This window comes from Granulosicoccus sp. 3-233 (assembly GCF_052681095.1).
The window spans coordinates 34658-51772 of sequence record NZ_JBQYLE010000020.1; the positions used below are offsets into that span (position 1 = coordinate 34658).

The 17115-nt window shown below is 47.9% G+C and carries 8 protein-coding genes; 7 read left to right on the plus strand and 1 reads right to left on the minus strand.

The window, feature by feature from the left end:
• The first annotated feature begins 18 nt into the window (after window positions 1-18).
• The 7 genes from brxC to ACUNV4_RS28920 all read left to right on the plus strand — a co-directional run bounded on the left by brxC (window position 19) and on the right by ACUNV4_RS28920 (window position 16629).
• Window positions 19-3675 (plus strand): BREX system P-loop protein BrxC, encoded by a 3657-nt coding sequence (gene brxC, locus ACUNV4_RS28890; RefSeq protein WP_430882144.1) that lies wholly within the window; start codon window positions 19-21, stop codon window positions 3673-3675.
• A 38-nt stretch (window positions 3676-3713) separates the two neighbouring features.
• Window positions 3714-7781 carry a BREX-1 system adenine-specific DNA-methyltransferase PglX gene (gene pglX / locus ACUNV4_RS28895; protein WP_430882145.1) on the plus strand — a complete coding sequence of 1356 codons (4068 nt, stop codon included), beginning with the start codon at window positions 3714-3716 and terminating at the stop codon, window positions 7779-7781.
• On the plus strand, window positions 7778-9652 hold the full coding sequence (locus ACUNV4_RS28900) for a GmrSD restriction endonuclease domain-containing protein (protein WP_430882146.1): 1875 nt from the start codon (window positions 7778-7780) through the stop codon (window positions 9650-9652). The genes pglX and ACUNV4_RS28900 overlap by 4 nt, the downstream gene beginning before the upstream one ends.
• Window positions 9642-10763, plus strand: coding sequence for a Fic family protein (locus tag ACUNV4_RS28905; protein WP_430882147.1), 1122 nt, complete (start codon window positions 9642-9644; stop codon window positions 10761-10763). Before ACUNV4_RS28900 ends, ACUNV4_RS28905 begins: the two co-directional genes overlap by 11 nt.
• 159 nt (window positions 10764-10922) lie before the next feature.
• The gene (locus ACUNV4_RS28910) at window positions 10923-13445 is read left to right on the plus strand and encodes a PglZ domain-containing protein (RefSeq protein WP_430882148.1); all 2523 of its coding nucleotides are present in this window, start codon (window positions 10923-10925) and stop codon (window positions 13443-13445) included.
• Between the two features lie 3 nt (window positions 13446-13448).
• A complete protein-coding gene (gene brxL, locus ACUNV4_RS28915; RefSeq protein WP_430882149.1) occupies window positions 13449-15536 on the plus strand; it encodes a BREX system Lon protease-like protein BrxL in 2088 nt (695 codons plus the stop codon).
• Between the two features lie 223 nt (window positions 15537-15759).
• A complete protein-coding gene (locus ACUNV4_RS28920; RefSeq protein WP_430882150.1) occupies window positions 15760-16629 on the plus strand; it encodes a hypothetical protein in 870 nt (289 codons plus the stop codon).
• A gap of 191 nt (window positions 16630-16820) precedes the next feature.
• Here the strand turns inward: ACUNV4_RS28920 and ACUNV4_RS28925 are convergent.
• Window positions 16821-17115 (minus strand): hypothetical protein (locus ACUNV4_RS28925; RefSeq protein WP_430882151.1); only part of this gene is annotated, 295 nt, incomplete at its 5' end.

Consider the following 17115-nt stretch of genomic DNA (forward strand, 5'->3'; position numbering starts at 1 on the left):
TCTGTTTCAGGAAAAACGATGGAAATTAAACAGCTATTCGACAGCAATAAGGATATTTATCGCTCCATCGAAAAGGTTATTACTTACAGTGCGTCTCAGGAGAGACGCCTAAAGGCTGAGATATCCGAGTATGTGGTTACCGAAAGCATAGAAGAGCAGTTTGAAAGACTGTTGGGTAAAATGCAGGCGTCTATGGAAGCCGGTGGCGAGAATGAAGTCGGTGTCTGGGTGTCGGGCTTCTATGGCTCTGGTAAAAGCTCATTCACTAAGTATCTCGGTTTAGCATTTGACGAAACTGTCACTATTGATGGCACGCCGTTCATTCAACATCTGCATAATCGTTTCAAGAAGCAGAAGACAAAACAGTTGTTGTCTACCGTAGCCAAGCGCTTTCCTGCGGCGGTGGTTATGCTGGATTTAGCCAGCACTCAGCTCGCCGATGCGAGTATGAAAGAAGTGTCAACAGTTCTTTATTATAAGATTCTTGAGTGGGCTGGGTATTCGCAGAATCTGAAGGTCGCCGCTTTCGAACGCAGATTAAAAAAAGAAGACCGGTATGAAGAGTTCCTCAACATCTTTGCAGAGCAGCTAGATGGTGAACAATGGGCGAACTATCGTAACGATCCTCTTGTGGTAGACAGTGTGGTGCCTGAAATTGCTCACCAGATGTACCCCAACTTGTTCAAAACTCCGGAGTCGTTCTCAACTGTCACGGAAGACTGGGTCGTATTTACGGACCAGCAAGTGGAGGAGATGTTGGCCATCGCTCGCGAGGCAACAGGTAAAGAATACATCATCTTTATCGTGGACGAAGTCGGGCAGTATGTGGGTTCTCGCCAAAACCTGATTTTGAATCTGGACGGTCTGGCCAAGAATCTGAAGAACATTGGTGACGGCAAAGTCTGGATTATCGGTACTGCCCAGCAAACGCTGACTGAGGATGACCCTAAAGCCTCTCTTAACTCCCCAGAGTTATATAAGCTGAAAGATCGCTTTCCGATACAGATTGACTTGGAAGCCAACGATATCAAAGAGATTTGCTATAGCCGATTGTTGGGCAAGTCTCCAGCGGGCGAAGCGGAGTTAGGCAGTCTTTTCGACAAGCATGGCCAGGCACTGAGGCATAACACCAAGCTGGTGGACGCACGTGTCTATGGCGCTGATTTCGACAAACAAACATTTATCAACCTGTACCCGTTCCTGCCAGCACATTTCGATATTTTGCTGCACCTGTTGGGCGCTTTAGCCAAGTCAACTGGCGGCATAGGGCTGCGTTCTGCGATAAAGGTGATTCAAGACGTCCTGGTTGAGGGGCCTGATCACAGTACGCCTATTGCCGACCAACCTGTGGGATGGTTAGCCACCACGGTTACGCTGTTCGATGCGCTCAAGAAAGACATTGAAAAAGGCTACCTGTCGCTCTACCAATCGGTGGGGAAAGTGGTCAATATTCACTTTAAAGACTCCAAGCTTCATCAGGACATTGCAAAGACGATTTGTGTGCTGCAAATCCTAGGAAATTTGCCGATTTCGCTACAAAACGTCACCAGCCTGATGCATGGCGGTATTGCCGATGCGTCGGCCGCAGATCAAGTAAAAAAAGCGGTAGAAGATCTCATTAGCGATGCATTTGTGCCATTGGGCGAGCAAGACGGTCAATTAAGATTTCACAGTGAAAAACTAAATGACATCGAACAAGAGCGCGGTACGATCCCATTACGGGCGGTGGAGCTGCGCCGCATTCAGAACGAAACACTCGGCGAAGCCTATTCACCGCTGCCGTCCACCCAGTTGAATGGCACCTTATCGGTACAAACAGGCCTCAAAGCACAAACGGCTGGTGGCGTGCCAGTTACCCTGGCAGGTGAGCGCAACCCCGTGCAGACGGTTGTAGAGCTGGTTGACCCCACAGATTACGCAGCTGCAAAGGCCAGGCTGACCGACGAGAGCCGCCACAAAAGTTCAAATTACACGATTTTCTTATTCGGTCGAAAGTCGCCTGAGATGGAAGAACTAACCGCAGAAATATACCGCAGTAAAGAAATTGTACATAAGTACCGAAATGAACCAGACCAAGAGGTTAAAGAATATTGTAAAGGGCAAATTGATCGCGCAAATCGCCTGATGGGTGAATTGGAACGGTTGATAAAGCGGAGCCTGGTACAGGGTTCGTTTATCTTTCGGGGAGAAGTTACCGCGGTAGAGACTATCAATCAAGATCTTATCGAAGCCGCTCGCAAACAGCTCGCCAGTGTGGCCGAACAAGTCTTTGAGCGTAACGACGAAGCGCCCGTGCGTGCGAGTACTGATCTAGCTGAGAAATTCCTTCGGTTAGGCAACTTGAGTGGCGTAACTGCTGCGACTGACCCCCTGAACTTAGTGCAAACACAAGGTGGCAGGCCTTCTATCAATACTGGCCATAAAGCCATTACCAGTATTCGAGACATGATCGAAAGGCAGGGCTCCATCGAGGGTAAGCGCCTGATCGACCTGTTTACCGATGCACCTTTTGGCTGGTCGCAAGATACCCTCCGCTACTTGCTTGCGGCCATGCTGGCTGCCGGGGAGATCAAACTCAAAGTTGCAGGCCGGGAAGTCACAGTCAATGGTCAGCATGCTATTGATGCGTTGAAAACCAATAACGCCTTTAAACCAGTGGGTGTATCGCTGCGCGAAGAGAGGCCGAGCAACGAGTTGCTGGCGAAGGCGGCCGCACGCCTGACAGAGCTCAGTGGTGACATGGTCGTGCCGTTGGAGGACGATATCAGCAAAGCGACCACCAAATTGTTTCCACAGTTGCAACACCAGTACGGCCCGCTGGCAGAAAAGCTGAAGGGCTTGAAATTGCCTGGGTCTAGTCGCTTGGAAAGCCTCAGTCAGGATATTAACGATATTCTCTTCACCGATGCCTCCGATGCCCCACAGCGATTGGGGGCTGAAGAGTCTGAGCTCTATGCGAGCCTCAAATGGGCTGCCGAGCTAAAGCGAGCATTGGAGCATGGCTTGGAACAGGCTCTGGCAGAGCTACAGCAGCATCGCAGGGAGATAGAAAACTTACCTGCCAGCGGTCTACCGGGTCAGCTTAAGAGTGAATTAAAGGAAGAGCTTGCGGGATTGGTGGAGTGGTTAAACCATGCGAATTTCTTCAAGTACAGCACCGAGTTTGCTGGATGCTTAACCACCTTGAAGTCCAGCGTGCGAGATATCGCCATAGCTTTGCAAAATGAGCAACAGCAGCGCATAGCAGACGCCGAACAAGACTTGCGTCGATTGTCTGAATGGACGGAACTGACTCAGCAGGAACAAAACAACCTGCTATCTGATCTGGAAAAACTGATCGTGACTGCCAGTGCAGATTTAAGTGGTCTTCGTTCGCTCGTAAATCAGGAATACGCCATCCAAAATATGGTGCAGGAAATCAAACAGCGTATCCAGCGTATTGGCCAGCAGCGCATGCAAGACAAATTGCGCGCGGAGCAAGAGCGGGCGGTCAAAGAAGGGAAAAAGAAGATCACCAGGACACTTAACCCCAGGCATCAGATTACCTCTCTCGAAGATCTGGATGCCCTGATCGCTGAGCTGCAGAAGTTGCGGGGCGAGCTGAAATACGCCCACGAGTTTGAGCTATCAATCAAACTTGATACTGGCGCTGATGGTAAAAATGACGATGCTTAACATACCCAATGAACACTTAAGAAGAGTCACTTACCTAAATGGCCTTTGATCACAGCACGCGTAATCGCTTGCAAAAGTTTGTCAATGACGCACGCGATCTGCTGACCGAAGAGTTTACTCGGCAGTTGCAGGCAACTTACGGCCTAGACCCAAAAGCCGGGTCTGTAGCAGTGGTTAATTCTCTGACTCATCTGGATAACCGTCAGCGTCAAACAGCGCTAATTCTGCGCGATACGCTGGCACACTATCTCGCTTCAACCCATGGTAGAAGTGAAGCGGATCGTTCCAAGCAGGCACTGACTCGCATAGTGCGCGAGCAAGCATTTACTGTATTAAATCGCTTGGCGGCACTGAAAATGGCGGAGGCACGCGGCTTTTTATTGGAATCCATTACCAAGGGTTACAATTCCAAAGGGTTTCAACTTTATAAGCAGTTAGCTAGCACTGCCCAGGGTGATACCGGGGACGCCTATAGCAAATACCTCTACAGCGTGTTCGATGAATTTAGCCTGGATCTGAAGGTGTTATTCGACCGTCACAGTGCTCAGGGTAGGCTGTTTCCAAGGGAGCCGGCGCTATTAGAGTTAATTGCTCTCATCAACCACCACGAAATCGGACCACTGTGGGCGGAAGACGAAACCATCGGCTGGATATACCAATATTTCAATTCACAGAAAGAACGGAAAATAATGCGAACCCAGTCGCAGACGCCGCGGAACAGCCGTGAGCTGGCGGTTCGCAACCAGTTTTTCACTCCGCGCTATGTTGTTGAATTTTTGACTGACAATACACTAGGGCGAATTTGGTACGAGATGACACAGGGCAATACGCAACTGGTTGATAGCTGTCGCTACCTAGTGCGCCGACCTGCAGAATGTTTCCTAAAATCAGGAAAACAAGCACCAGTAAAACATGAAGATGCTGAGAAGGAATCCCTAAGCCAGGAAGAGTTGCTAAAGCAGCCTGTCTACATTCCTCACCGCGCAATGAAAGACCCACGCTGCATTCGCATGCTGGACCCTGCCTGTGGTTCTATGCACTTCGGTCTTTATGCCTTTGATTTATTCGAGCGAATCTACGAGGAGGCCTGGCAGATAGAAGCTGAATTGGGTGCAAAAAGTTTATCCCGTGAGGGTGATTTAGAACCTCTTCAGGAAACCTTTGAAAGCTTTGAAGCCTACAAGAACGAGATCCCACGACTGATTATTGAGCACAATATCCATGGGGTGGATATCGATCCACGTGCAGTGCAAATCGCCGGGCTTTCGCTTTGGCAGCGTGCCCAACGCGCCTGGCAACAGCAGGGGGTTAAATCACTTCAGCGCCCCGCAGTTAGAAGATCCAATATCGTCTGCGCCGAGCCAATGCCAGGTGAAAAGGTGCTACTCCAAGAATTCGCCAGTTCCCTTACACCACCTGTGTTGGGCCAATTACTGGAAGCCGTATTCGAAAAGATGCAATTCGCCGGAGAAGCCGGCACTTTGTTGAAAATTGAGGAGGAAATTCAGTCATCAATTCATCAGGCGCGAGACCAGTGGCAGGCGCGGTCTGGGTCTCACGTTGTCGGGGATATGTTTCAGGCAGAGTTGGATGAGTCTAAACCACAGAAAAAGCTGAATTTCGATCTAAGTGGAATTGATGATATATCGTTTTGGGATGGAGCTGAGCAGTTGATTCTTGGCGCACTTAGCGATTATGCGGACAAGGCCGAGTATAACTCCGATCAAAAGCGACTTTTTGCTGAAGATGCAGCTGAGGGATTCGCTTTTATTGATCTGTGTAGCAAGAGATTTGATGTGGTTTTAATGAATCCTCCTTTTGGGAAGGGAAATAAGTCAGTGTCAAAGTACCTAAATAGTGAGTATCCAGGCTCAGGTGTGGACGAACTAGGCTCATCGTTTTATACACGGGCTTTGAATATTGTAGTGCCCAATGGCTTGTTTGGTGCGATATCCTCTCGCACTTGTTTTTATCTGTATTCCTTAGCCGAATGGCGGAGAAAGTTCTGTTTAGGAGAAAGTCAAATCGTATTCATGGCAGATCTAGGTGAGGGAATTCTTGATGATGCAATGAATGAAACGGCATGCTACGTAGTTAGAAATGAAAAAGGTTTAGATTCTAATGCTGTTTTCGGCATGTTCCATGACATTGAAGATAAGGAAGAGGTTTTAAGCGATCTCGCAGCATTGAATTTTGATAATACAAGGGTGAGAATGAGAAAATTGGTTGACTTTGTTAAGTTGCCTGACGCTCCGCTATGTTACTGGGTAAGTAACAAATTCCTAAATGCCTTGCCTTATCTAAAGCCCTTAGATAGCACGTACGCAAGCGTGCAAATGGGCCTAGCTCCAAGAGATGAGTATCGTTATTCCAGAGGGTGGTGGGAAGTTCCTCGGGATGAATCTAGATGGAAGCCATATGCAAAAGGTGGGGAGTTGACGGCATATTATTCTGATGTTGAGTTAGTACTAAAGGATATTGATAATTTATCAGAAATAAGGGCCAACTTGACTCAGAAATACCCTTACTTAAAAGGGAATCTAGATTGGGTTCTGCATCCTGAAAACAGCTATTTCGAACCGGGCTTGACTTTCGGGCAGAGAACGACGTTTTTAAGAACCAGCGTTATTCCTGCGGGTGGGTATTTCAGTGTTGCTGGCAAGGGGATTTTTGGTACCGAAATTGATAATTCTGCTTTAATGCAAGCCATCAATACGCCTATATGTCAATTCTTGGTTTCGTTGAGAAAAGAGCGTTTAGCTATCGATCCTCAGTATCAAGAAGGTGATGTTGCGAGGATTCCTTTTCCTGAATTAAACTCTGAAGAGCAGTCTCAGCTTTCGAAAAATGCACACATGAACTATGCGAATGTACGAAAGCTTGCGTCATTTGATGAGGTTGATCATGCGTTTCTTCGTCCGTGTTTGAGCGTTTCAGAATATGAAAATACTAGGGATGAGGCATTAACGGCGATTATTTCCAGTGAAACTGATGCTAGCGAAGTTCTACTGAAAGAACTAAATCTTGATCACTCGGATTTAACATTCATTGAGGAGCAGATTAATCCAAAATGGAATTCAAGACGGACGACGAACTGGTACCAGTACGACTTTCAAGATGGATTTTCTTATCTTTTTGGCTTGGTATTTGGGAGATGGAAGCCAATTAATGAAGATGCCGCCATGACTAATTTGGCTGCGATAGATCCATTTTCGAAAGAATCACTTTGTCCTGAAGCGGTTTCTATTAGCAATCTATCTGAGCCTGTTATCGCGATTGATGCGGGTAAACATCTGAATGTTCTGTCCGAAAAACTGCTTCAATTTCTAGATAGTGTAGCCAAAAAGAGAACTTCTGTTGATCCGCAGCTTATAGCGCTGGTTTCATCGCCAAGTGCCTTACAAGATTATCTCACTAATAGTAGTAAATTTTTTGATTATCATCTAACACGCTACACTAAAAATGGACGGAAAGCACCCATTTACCTGCCATTGCAATCCCAATCCAAAAGTTTGACTCTCTGGTTTTATTATTCGGCGATGTCAAAAGAATCGCTCTACACTTGTGTAAACGATTTTTTAGACGGGCCAAGTGGAAGCCTAACGATAGCTTCGGAAGAGCTAATTGTATTGAGCGGTAAGTCTCATCGCAACAGGCATGAGGAAGCGGAGCTTGCACGCGTAACGGATTTAGTGGAGGAGCTTAAAGATTTCCGCGACGAGTTATTACGCATTGCGAAATCCTGGAGCCCTGACCTAAACGATGGGGTTCAAATTACTACAGCACCGTTATGGAGGCTTTTCAAGCATACAGCGTGGCAAAAGAAGCTTAAAGAAACCTGGGAGCGCTTGGAAAAAGGCGACTACGACTGGACACATTTAGCATGCAATATTTGGCCTGAACGCGTGCTGCGCAAATGCCATCAGGACCACAGTCTGGCCATCGCCCATGATGTGGAACATGTCTTCTGGCATGAAGTTGAAGTTCCAGTTAAAAAAGGTAGAAAGACGACTGTCGAAACCAAACTAGAATGGAAGCCTAAGGAGTTGTCCGGTGCTGAAGTGAATGCTCTGGTTCAGGCGAAAATCGCGGAAATGAACGCATGAGCATCATGCAGCAGTCCAGTAAAGCTCAGGATCGAGCACTGGGTGTGTGGTTCCAGAATATCCAGCAGGGCCAGATCAAACTGCCGCGTTTCCAGCGCTACGAAGCCTGGGATCGTGGTCGTATAACAAGCTTCCTCAACACCATCATCAATAATTTACCTGTCGGGGTAACGTTGGCATTGGAGGTGGCGGGGGAAGAAAAATTTATCTCGCGCTATATTGTTTCTGCTGAACCTGCATTGCAAGGTGGCGTGACGCAACATTTGCTCGATGGTCAACAGCGTCTTACCGCTTTCTGGCGCGCTATGCACAACAACTACGATTCGGAGGATTACTTTATATATCTGCCGCAATTCGATCAACGCGAATCGAAGCAGTCTGAAGAAATCGAAGTCAATTGCCAGAGTCGTTGGACTAGCAAAAAAGGTTCTCGTCGCCCAGTATGGACTGATGATCCTTCGAAATGCCTTGGGCGCGGATTGTTCCCAATCGACTTGCTATGTCCAGGAGATAATTCCGCTGCTGTCGATGCATGGATAGGAAAAGCAACACAAGAGCTGGAGCCCGATGAGAACGACTCGGAAGCACTAAAGAAGTATAAGGTTTACACCGCGACTAAAGAAAAGCTAAAGGAAGATATCTCTACTTTGCGTGAGAGAGTCACTCATTTCAATCTACCGTATCTTTCTTTGCCATCAAACACCCCTAAAGATGTAGCGCTGCAGGTTTTTATCAATATGAATACCAGCAGCAAGCCATTGTCGTTGTACGACATTATCGTCGCTGAAGTAGAGAGTGTGGCTGGTAAGTCCTTGCATGACCTCGAGGAGCACCTCGTGAGTAAGTGTCCCAAGGCAGCCCGCTTCGGCGATGTGAGAAACTTGATATTGGCTACTTCTGCATTGTTGCAGGAGAAAATACCCAACAACAAGGGCATGGTCGAGATGGATAAGCAGGTACTGCTCGATAACTGGGAGAAGCTTGAGCTTGGTTTGGAACGTATGGCCAACCTGCTGGAAAGTCAGGCAATCTTTGATGAAGCGCGATTGCCTACGAGCAATGTATTGGCTGTCGTCGCCGCAGCCTATGACTTGGTGCCAGAACATGGCGATTTTGTTGCCAAGGCCGAAAAATTGTTGCGTGCCTATCTGTGGTCATCTTTTTTTACCGACCGATACGAAAACTCTGCTGCATCCAGAGCTTATGCTGACTTTATTGGTGTTAAAGATAAGCACCGGGGAATCAAAGCCTTCTTGAATAAACAGGGTTTTGATGAAAATACCTTATCCGAAGTCCCGGTCTTTAATCGCAAAGAGCACGAGCTGGCGGATGTGGATGCGCTGATGGCAGCTGGTTGGCCGAAAAAGGTTGGCATTGAGGCCAGGGGTATTCTGGCGGTGTCGAACTATTTTGGTGGCCAGGATTTTGCCGATGGCAGGCATGCCTCGTTTGAGAGTATTCAAAAGCGGGAATACCATCATATCTTCCCTGATGCCTTGTTGTCTGCCGCGGGTATCGATAGCTACCGCGCCCTTAATTGCGCTCTCATTACGTGGAAGACTAACCGTATTATCGGTCGAAAGGACCCTCTGGATTACCTGAAAGAGCGAGTTCAATGGGCCGATGAAAAGGCGGTATCCAATCGGCTGAAAACCCACTTGGTATCCTTCGAATTATTGAGTAAAGCCCATTACAAGGGGCTAGAAGGTGAAGCTCTGAAGTCCAAACTGGTCGTTGATTTCGACTCTTTCATGCGTAATAGAGCGCAGCTCGTTCATCAGGCAGTGATTCATCTTGCCGCAGGTGAACAGCCATCACTGGATTCGATCTGGGCGGCATTGTTAAGTACGGACGGAACGCATGACCGTTAGCTATCATTACGGGCATTTCCCACCTAAATCCATTGACTGGTCAAAGCTCATTCCACTTATTGGCCCGGCTAATGCGGCTATTGCTCGGTATGACGGCACCTTGCAGGCGATTCCCAATGCGTCGGTGCTACTTAGCCCATTGACTACCCAAGAAGCGGTTTTGTCGTCTCGCATCGAGGGCACGCAGGCTACCATGGGCGAGGTTTTGCAATACGAAGCTCAGGGCGAGAATGACACTACGGAATTTGCCGCTGATCGTAAAGCCGATATTCAAGAGGTACTGAATTATCGCTCTGCGGTTAGGCAGGCAGAAACGATGTTGAAAAAACTTCCGCTGGGACAACGAGTCATTCGCGAAACCCATGAAGTGCTGATGAGCGGTGTGCGTGGGGCCAACAAAAGCCCTGGGGACTACCGCAAGATTCCCAATTGGATTGGCCCGCACGGTTGCACGATTGATAACGCTCGTTTTGTGCCCATTAGCGCCGACAAGTTACCTGACGGTATGTCAGCATTTGAGAAGTACATCCACAGTGAAGAAGCCGATGTTCTTGTGCAGCTTGCCGTGCTGCATGCGGAGTTTGAAGCCCTGCACCCTTTTTTAGACGGTAATGGTCGTTTGGGTCGTATGCTGGTGCCACTGTTTCTCTGGCAGCGTGGACTGATTCAGGCGCCAATGTTCTATATCTCCGCGTTCTTCGAAGCCAACCGTGACGAGTACTACGACCAATTGCTGAATGTCTCAGCTAATCAGGACTGGACGCAATGGTGTGTGTTTTTTCTGAGTGCTATCCAGGCACAGGCAGAACTGAATCAGTCTAAAGCCAACAGTATATTGGGGCTGTACAACACGATGAAAGGCCGTGTAGTGGAAGTAACCCGTTCGCAATATGCGATTCATGCCCTCGACTGGATTTTTGAACGCCCCATTTTCAAGTCCACTGACTTCGTAGGGCATGCAGGTGTACCAGAAGCCACAGCGAAGCGTTTGCTCAATGAGTTGGCTGCTGAAAAAATTACCAAGCCATTGCGTAGGGGGGCCGGTAGACGGGCCACTGTGTACTGCTTTCCCGAGCTACTGAATCTTGCTGAAGGAATTGATACTTTCTAGATCACATATCGTGAATAATGATCGACAACTGGTTTATCTGCTCGTAGAATAACGACAAACCATTTTGTGGCTCATTTATTTCTCTATATGAGCTACAAATAGAATTATCGCTCATCCGTGAGCGACAACGCGTGAACGGGATAAAAGCGTAATAAATTCATGAGCATACGGAAATTTATCCAAGAGAAGGTCTTCGAGCCTCGCTTAGAGAAGCAACAGGTTCTGGTGGTTTATGACCCAGAACGACGCTATCGTGATAGTTGTCTGGAGATGGCAACAGACAAAAGAGCTGTGGTCGACAGCTCAGAGTCCAGCATAAACAGTCGGGCGGAGGCTATAGCTTCCTTGGGGAAATTAGGAAGCCATCAGATCGAGCAGTTATTGGTTTACGTGCCAGCTGCCAAGCCTCTGGAAGATGAAGACAAGCAAAAAGATCCCTTCGCTCTGTATGGCGCCTGCGGCGATGTATTTCCTAGTGGCGATGGTGACAACTATCTCAGCCTATGTCTCAAAGCAAAACCTGATCACACGACACAGGTGCGCGAGGTTTTCAATCAAGACTCGAACCCCAGTTTTGCGGTGATAGACGCCATTGGTGGTGGCTTGAGCTGGCCCAATTTGCGAGCGTTGCTCAAGGTAGAGTCGACGCGAGATATCCTTTTCGCTCTGTTAGTGCCTGATGAAAAACAACAGTTATCGCTGAAGGAAAGTGATTCATGGGTGTCCGAGGCTAAGGCCTTGCTGCAGGGCAGTATAGGTTTAGGCTTGAAAACCCGTGGAAAGTCTTGGTCGGCCATCGGGGATGAGCTATGGCGATTTGTGCTGTTCAGTGAGTTTGTGTTTGACTTGCCCGAAGAACTGCCTGCCGAATTGCAAGATGTGCCGCGCGCAGCGATTGCGGCAAAACCACTCATAGAAGACATGTGCGAGCAGTTGCGCAGTGATCGCCGCCGTCAGAACATCTACATTGAGCGAGCAGAGGCGATTGAGGCCGAGTTGGACTTATCCAGTATCTGCGGTCATATCGGTGATTTGGGTGAGCGGGATACCTTTCCCTTTGAAGAGCGTACATTCTTACTGCGCGCCATGGAGGCCTTGGCACGAGATGATACGGATAAGGTAAAAATAGTCCTGGGACGTCAAGCCCACTCGGTTTGGACAGGTAAGGGCGAAAGCCAGGCGCAGTGGGATCTGGTTCGAGCCGCCTTTGCGTTGACTAAATGCTGCCAGGATAACGATCGAATGTTGAGTGATCATGCCCGCAGCATGGAAAGTCTGATTGATTTTTATGTCAGCCAACTGCGTGAGATTGATCGCCTGCACCGTGAATTTGAACAAGCCGTTAGTGACTACGATTGGCAGGACGCCCAGGGCATTATGCAGCCCGTACAGCAACAGGCGCGCAAGCAGTACGGCAAGTTGATTGAAAAGGTACAACTGCTGTTTACCAGGCACTTTCAACAGTCGGGCTGGCCGATCACGGGGCGGCTGGCCAACGGCGATGTATTTGATAAGCTGGTGGCTCCCAAGCTGCTACAAAATGGAATCAAGGTCGCTTACTTGATGATCGATGCGCTGCGCTATGAGTTGGGTGTGGCACTGGAGAAGCAGTTGGCTGAGGATGGAAAGGTAGAGCTGACACCGGCTTTGGCCCAATTGCCGAGTATCACGCCAGTGGGCATGGCAAGTCTGCTACCGGGTGCAAGCACTGGGCTGCGCTTGGTAAAAAAAGAGAATGGATATACCCCTCATCTGGGCGATCAACCGGTATCGAACGTCAGTCAGCGCATGGAGATTCTCCGGAAGCGTTACGGACAACGTTTCCAGGAAGGACGTTTAGAGGAGTTTGTACGTAATCGATTCGAGGTGAAAGGCGATGTTGAATTGCTCGTCCTACGTTCGGTAGAGATAGACAGTCATTTTGAAAATCATCCAGACACAGCGCCGACCGAAATTATCAATGCACTAAAGCGCATCCGGGTGGCTGTGCATATGTTGAAAGATGCCGGTTTTAACGAAGTCGTGATTGCCACGGATCACGGATTTTTCATGAACACTCATGCTGGAGCTGGAGATACGTGTAGCAAACTCCCCGGTGATTGGCTAACCGAACACCAGCGCTGTCTGCTGGGCGAAGGCAGTAACGATAGCCATCACTATCTGCTGAGTACCGAGAAGGCGGGCATTCGAGGTGATTTTGCCAGTGTCGCAGGGCCATTGAGTATGGCCTCCTATAAAGCTGGAATGCTCTACTACCACGGTGGTGCTTCGCTACAGGAATGCGTTCTACCAGTTATTACTCTGCAGCTAAATGCACCGGAGCGCGCGCCCGTCTCGCAGGCAACGGTTTCCATAAATTACAAGAATGGCGCAAAACGTATTACGACTCGCTTACCCGTTGTCGAAATAGGTCTCGATACCCAGGATCTTTTCTCAGTGGGTAGTGACTTTGAAATTTTGCTCGAGGCGCACGACAAAAAAGGCAATGTCGTGGGTGAGGCTAAACCCGGTGGGATGGTTAATCCGGCTACCGGCACAATTACGCTGAAGCGTGGCGACAAAGTCCAAATTACTTTGAAGATGCAGATGGATTACGAAGGCAAATTCAAGGTTAAAGCACTCAATCCAAGCACCATGGTTGCTTTCTGCCAGTTGAATTTAGAAACCGACTACACAGTGTAGGTTATGGATGAATTAGACAAAAAGGTAACAGGGCTATTTGACGGCAAAGTCGTCAGAAAAGATCTGCTTCACCGTATCAAAAAGGGAACAAACGTCCCTACATTTGTGCTGGAGTTTTTGCTGGCACGGTATTGCGCTAGTGATGATGACGCCGAGATTCAGGGCGGATTGGAGGCAGTCCTCGAAACACTCAATGACAACTATGTGCGGCCCAATGAGGCAAACAAGGCACAGTCAAAAGTTGCCACTAAGGGCAAGTACAAATTTTTAGATAAAGTACATGTGAATTATGTTGAGAAAGACAGGCGACATTGGGCAGCGTTGGAAAACTTTGATTCGCGCCGTGTTGCAATATCAGAAAAATTCTACCGTGATCATGATCGTCTTTTACAGGGTGGGCTTTGGTGTGAGGTCACGATTTCCTATAACGAAATTGAGGACGATGATTATGCTTTCTATATCGAAGACCTTCGTCCTATACAGCTCAGTCGTTTTAAGTTTGATCAATATTGCGAAGGCAGAGAACAGTGTTCTCGTGACGAGTGGCTGGATATTGTTCTTCGGTCAGTCGGTTTGGAGCCCAGTAAACTAACAACTCGCGTCAAAATGCATTTTATCGCTCGGTTAATGCCCCTCGTAGAACCGAACTATAACTTTATCGAACTTGGGCCTCGCGGTACGGGTAAGTCCTATTTCTTCAGTGAATTTTCTCCATATTCCACGTTGATTAGCGGTGGCCAGGCTACAAAAGCGACACTTTTCTATAATAACCAGCGTAAGAAGATTGGGTTAGTTGGTTACTGGGATACTGTTGCTTTTGATGAAGTCGGTGGCATCAAAGTAAAAGACCCTGACACTATTCAAATCATGAAAGACTTCATGGCGAATGGTCGCTTTTCTCGCGGCGTTGAGGTGATTGCGGATGCATCAATGGCCTTCGTTGGAAATCTTGATCTTTCCGTCAGTCAGATTGTGAATTCCGAGGTCTATGATCTTTTTCAACCGTTGCCCAAAGAGTTTGATCTGGCTGTCATGGACCGTTTTGCCTGCTATTTGCCTGGCTGGGAGATGCCCAAAAACAGTAGTGAATTCTTAACCAATAATTATGGATTTATTACTGATTACCTGGCTGAGGCCTTTCATCATCAGCTTAAGCAGACCAACCGGTTTGAAGAGGTCAACCGGCGAATACAGTTAGGAGCATCCGTTGAAGGGCGGGATGAAAAGGGCATTAAGAAAACCGTTGCTGCTTTCCTAAAAATACTCCATCCATCAAGCGCGCCCTCGGATGAGGAGTTCAGGCAATATGTAGAGTACGCAGTAGAGTGCCGTCGACGTGTGAAAGAGCAGATGAACAAGCGCAAATCGGACGACGAATTTGCCAAGATTAACCTGTCATATATTAGCTCTGATGGTAATGAAGTTGTTGTTCACTGCCCGGAATCTCGTTCCGCCTTAGCGACGCAGGAACCAATTCGGCGCGATATACATATGCAGGAAGGCTCTGGGCATAAAGATGGAGAAAAAGCGAAACCTTCGTTGTCTCCGGAGCCTGCAATTGAGGAGCCGACATCTCTTGGAGAGGTCGTTGTCGAGTCTCCAATTGAACCAGAAATAGGAGAGCTCATAGAGCAGCACTATACCATTCATTATGGTGCAACCGGCTACAGTTACGAATCACTTGTAGGGCCATATTTGGTTGGCGCTAAATCAATAGAAATTGAAGATCCGTATATCCGAGTGACTCATCAAATACAGAATTTTGTTAGGTTCTGCGAGGCCATCGTTAAGACGCCTACAATTCGCAAGATACGCTTAATAACCAGCTACGACGAAGATTGCGATGTAAAGGCGATGTCAGATCGGTTCAGCGAGCTAAAGCAAAGCCTATTGGAACTTGATATCGAGTTGGAAATTAATGTGAATGAGCACCTGCATGACCGCGAAATCCGCATTGATAATGGTTGGACCATTAAAGTCGGGCGAGGGCTGGATTTTTTCCAACGGCCCGATAGTTGGTTTGGCATTGGAGCAAGTGATTTGACTTTGAGAAAGTGCTTGGAGACTAAGGTGGATGTGTTTGAGCGCTGATTTGTGAATGGTTGCGTATTTAGGTGAAGTTGATCTCGCAGAGCAGAATCGGCCGATCAACTTCGGCCTGAGCCGGTATTTAGAGTAATGAATTACGAAAAGTGTTTGCTACGCTGATGTGTTCCACAATTGCGATCTCGGTATGGGCATCAGTTTCAGTTCGAGCCGTAATGTATGCAAAGTTTTGTAGTTCCATCATCAACCAAAATTTGGTCGCAATTTTATGTTCGATTTCTTCAGTGGGCTCTTCAGTTTTGTCGTCAAGGCTGCGGAAGCCGTCGTAAGCATTGCTGCGAAAGCGATTGCAGGTGAGATGTTCTCAAGCGCCCCAAGCCGCTCAGAAGCCTCTGCTAAATGTGTAATTGACAATCTAAAGGATATAGACAGGGAGATATCGGACCGGGAACGATCGATAGCAAAATCGAAATCTCGACTAGATGCTGAGTCTTTAGCCGAATTGTTGGATCTCAGGTCGGCAGAATATGATAAGTACGAAAAAATTAAGGCTGCAGACGCTGTAGATGATCTTGAGAAGAACGCGGATAAATATTCAGAGTCAAAGCTGATACTGGGAACGGAGCACAAACTGCAGTATCACTTAGGGGTAGCGGTGATTAATCGCAAATGCCAGCAATGCTACCGTCCGATGAAGCTTCAACACCGTACCGTTGATGATCCGAAGTTTGACGATTTTTTCTGGCAATGTACAGGCTTCTATGACTCTAATGCGCAGTGCAAAAATACGTTGCCATTCAGAGCCAGAGATTTGTCGCTTTTGCACAATAATGACGCCATTGAATTGGAGATTAGTAAAGATGATTTAATCACTATTGCCAGCCAAAAGACAACGCAAGCCCAAACGATAAAGCGACTCACAGGGCATCTTGGAGAGGAAGACCAGGATGTTCCGTGCCCTATTCACTTTGTTCCCATGTACCTCAGGGAAAAAAGAGGAGGAGAGAGTCTCCCAATGCTTGATCGATATCATTTGGCCTGCACACATAAGGGGTGCGGTCAAATAGCAAAATTGAAATCGTACCCGCAGTTAGCTGCATTCTTGAGGCGCAAGGAAGGGCAGGGCATTATTCACTAGACGCAGATGTCTTGTTTAAGAATTCCGATTACTGTGTTAATAAGGTGTCAACTAGGCTTTGATGTGGGTAGGATTTTGGCACCAGTACAATCGTCATGGCGTTATGGCGAGGGAGGGATAGAGTCGTTGTAATATCTAGATGTGGAGTAATAATGTCGATAATCATGCCCCTTGGTACCGCTCAAGAATCACTACTTGCCTGTGCCTCGGGCGATGGTCACTGGCAAGCATGAAGAAGACAACGCCGCGACCAATCCAGAATCAGCCAGCATCAGGATCTCGCCGAATACCGAGCCAGTACCTCCGCCACCCCCGGCGTAGCCAAACCCAACGACCTGGCGCGGTCCAGTTGCAGATCGATACGTAACGGAATGCCCCGGTCTGCTGCGGTGTTTGTCAACATAGTTGCGTGTGCCGCAGTAATGCGGATCGGTCGACAAGAAGTCTACCGAGAAGTACGAGAAGCTACGAAAGCGATGGAGGTTG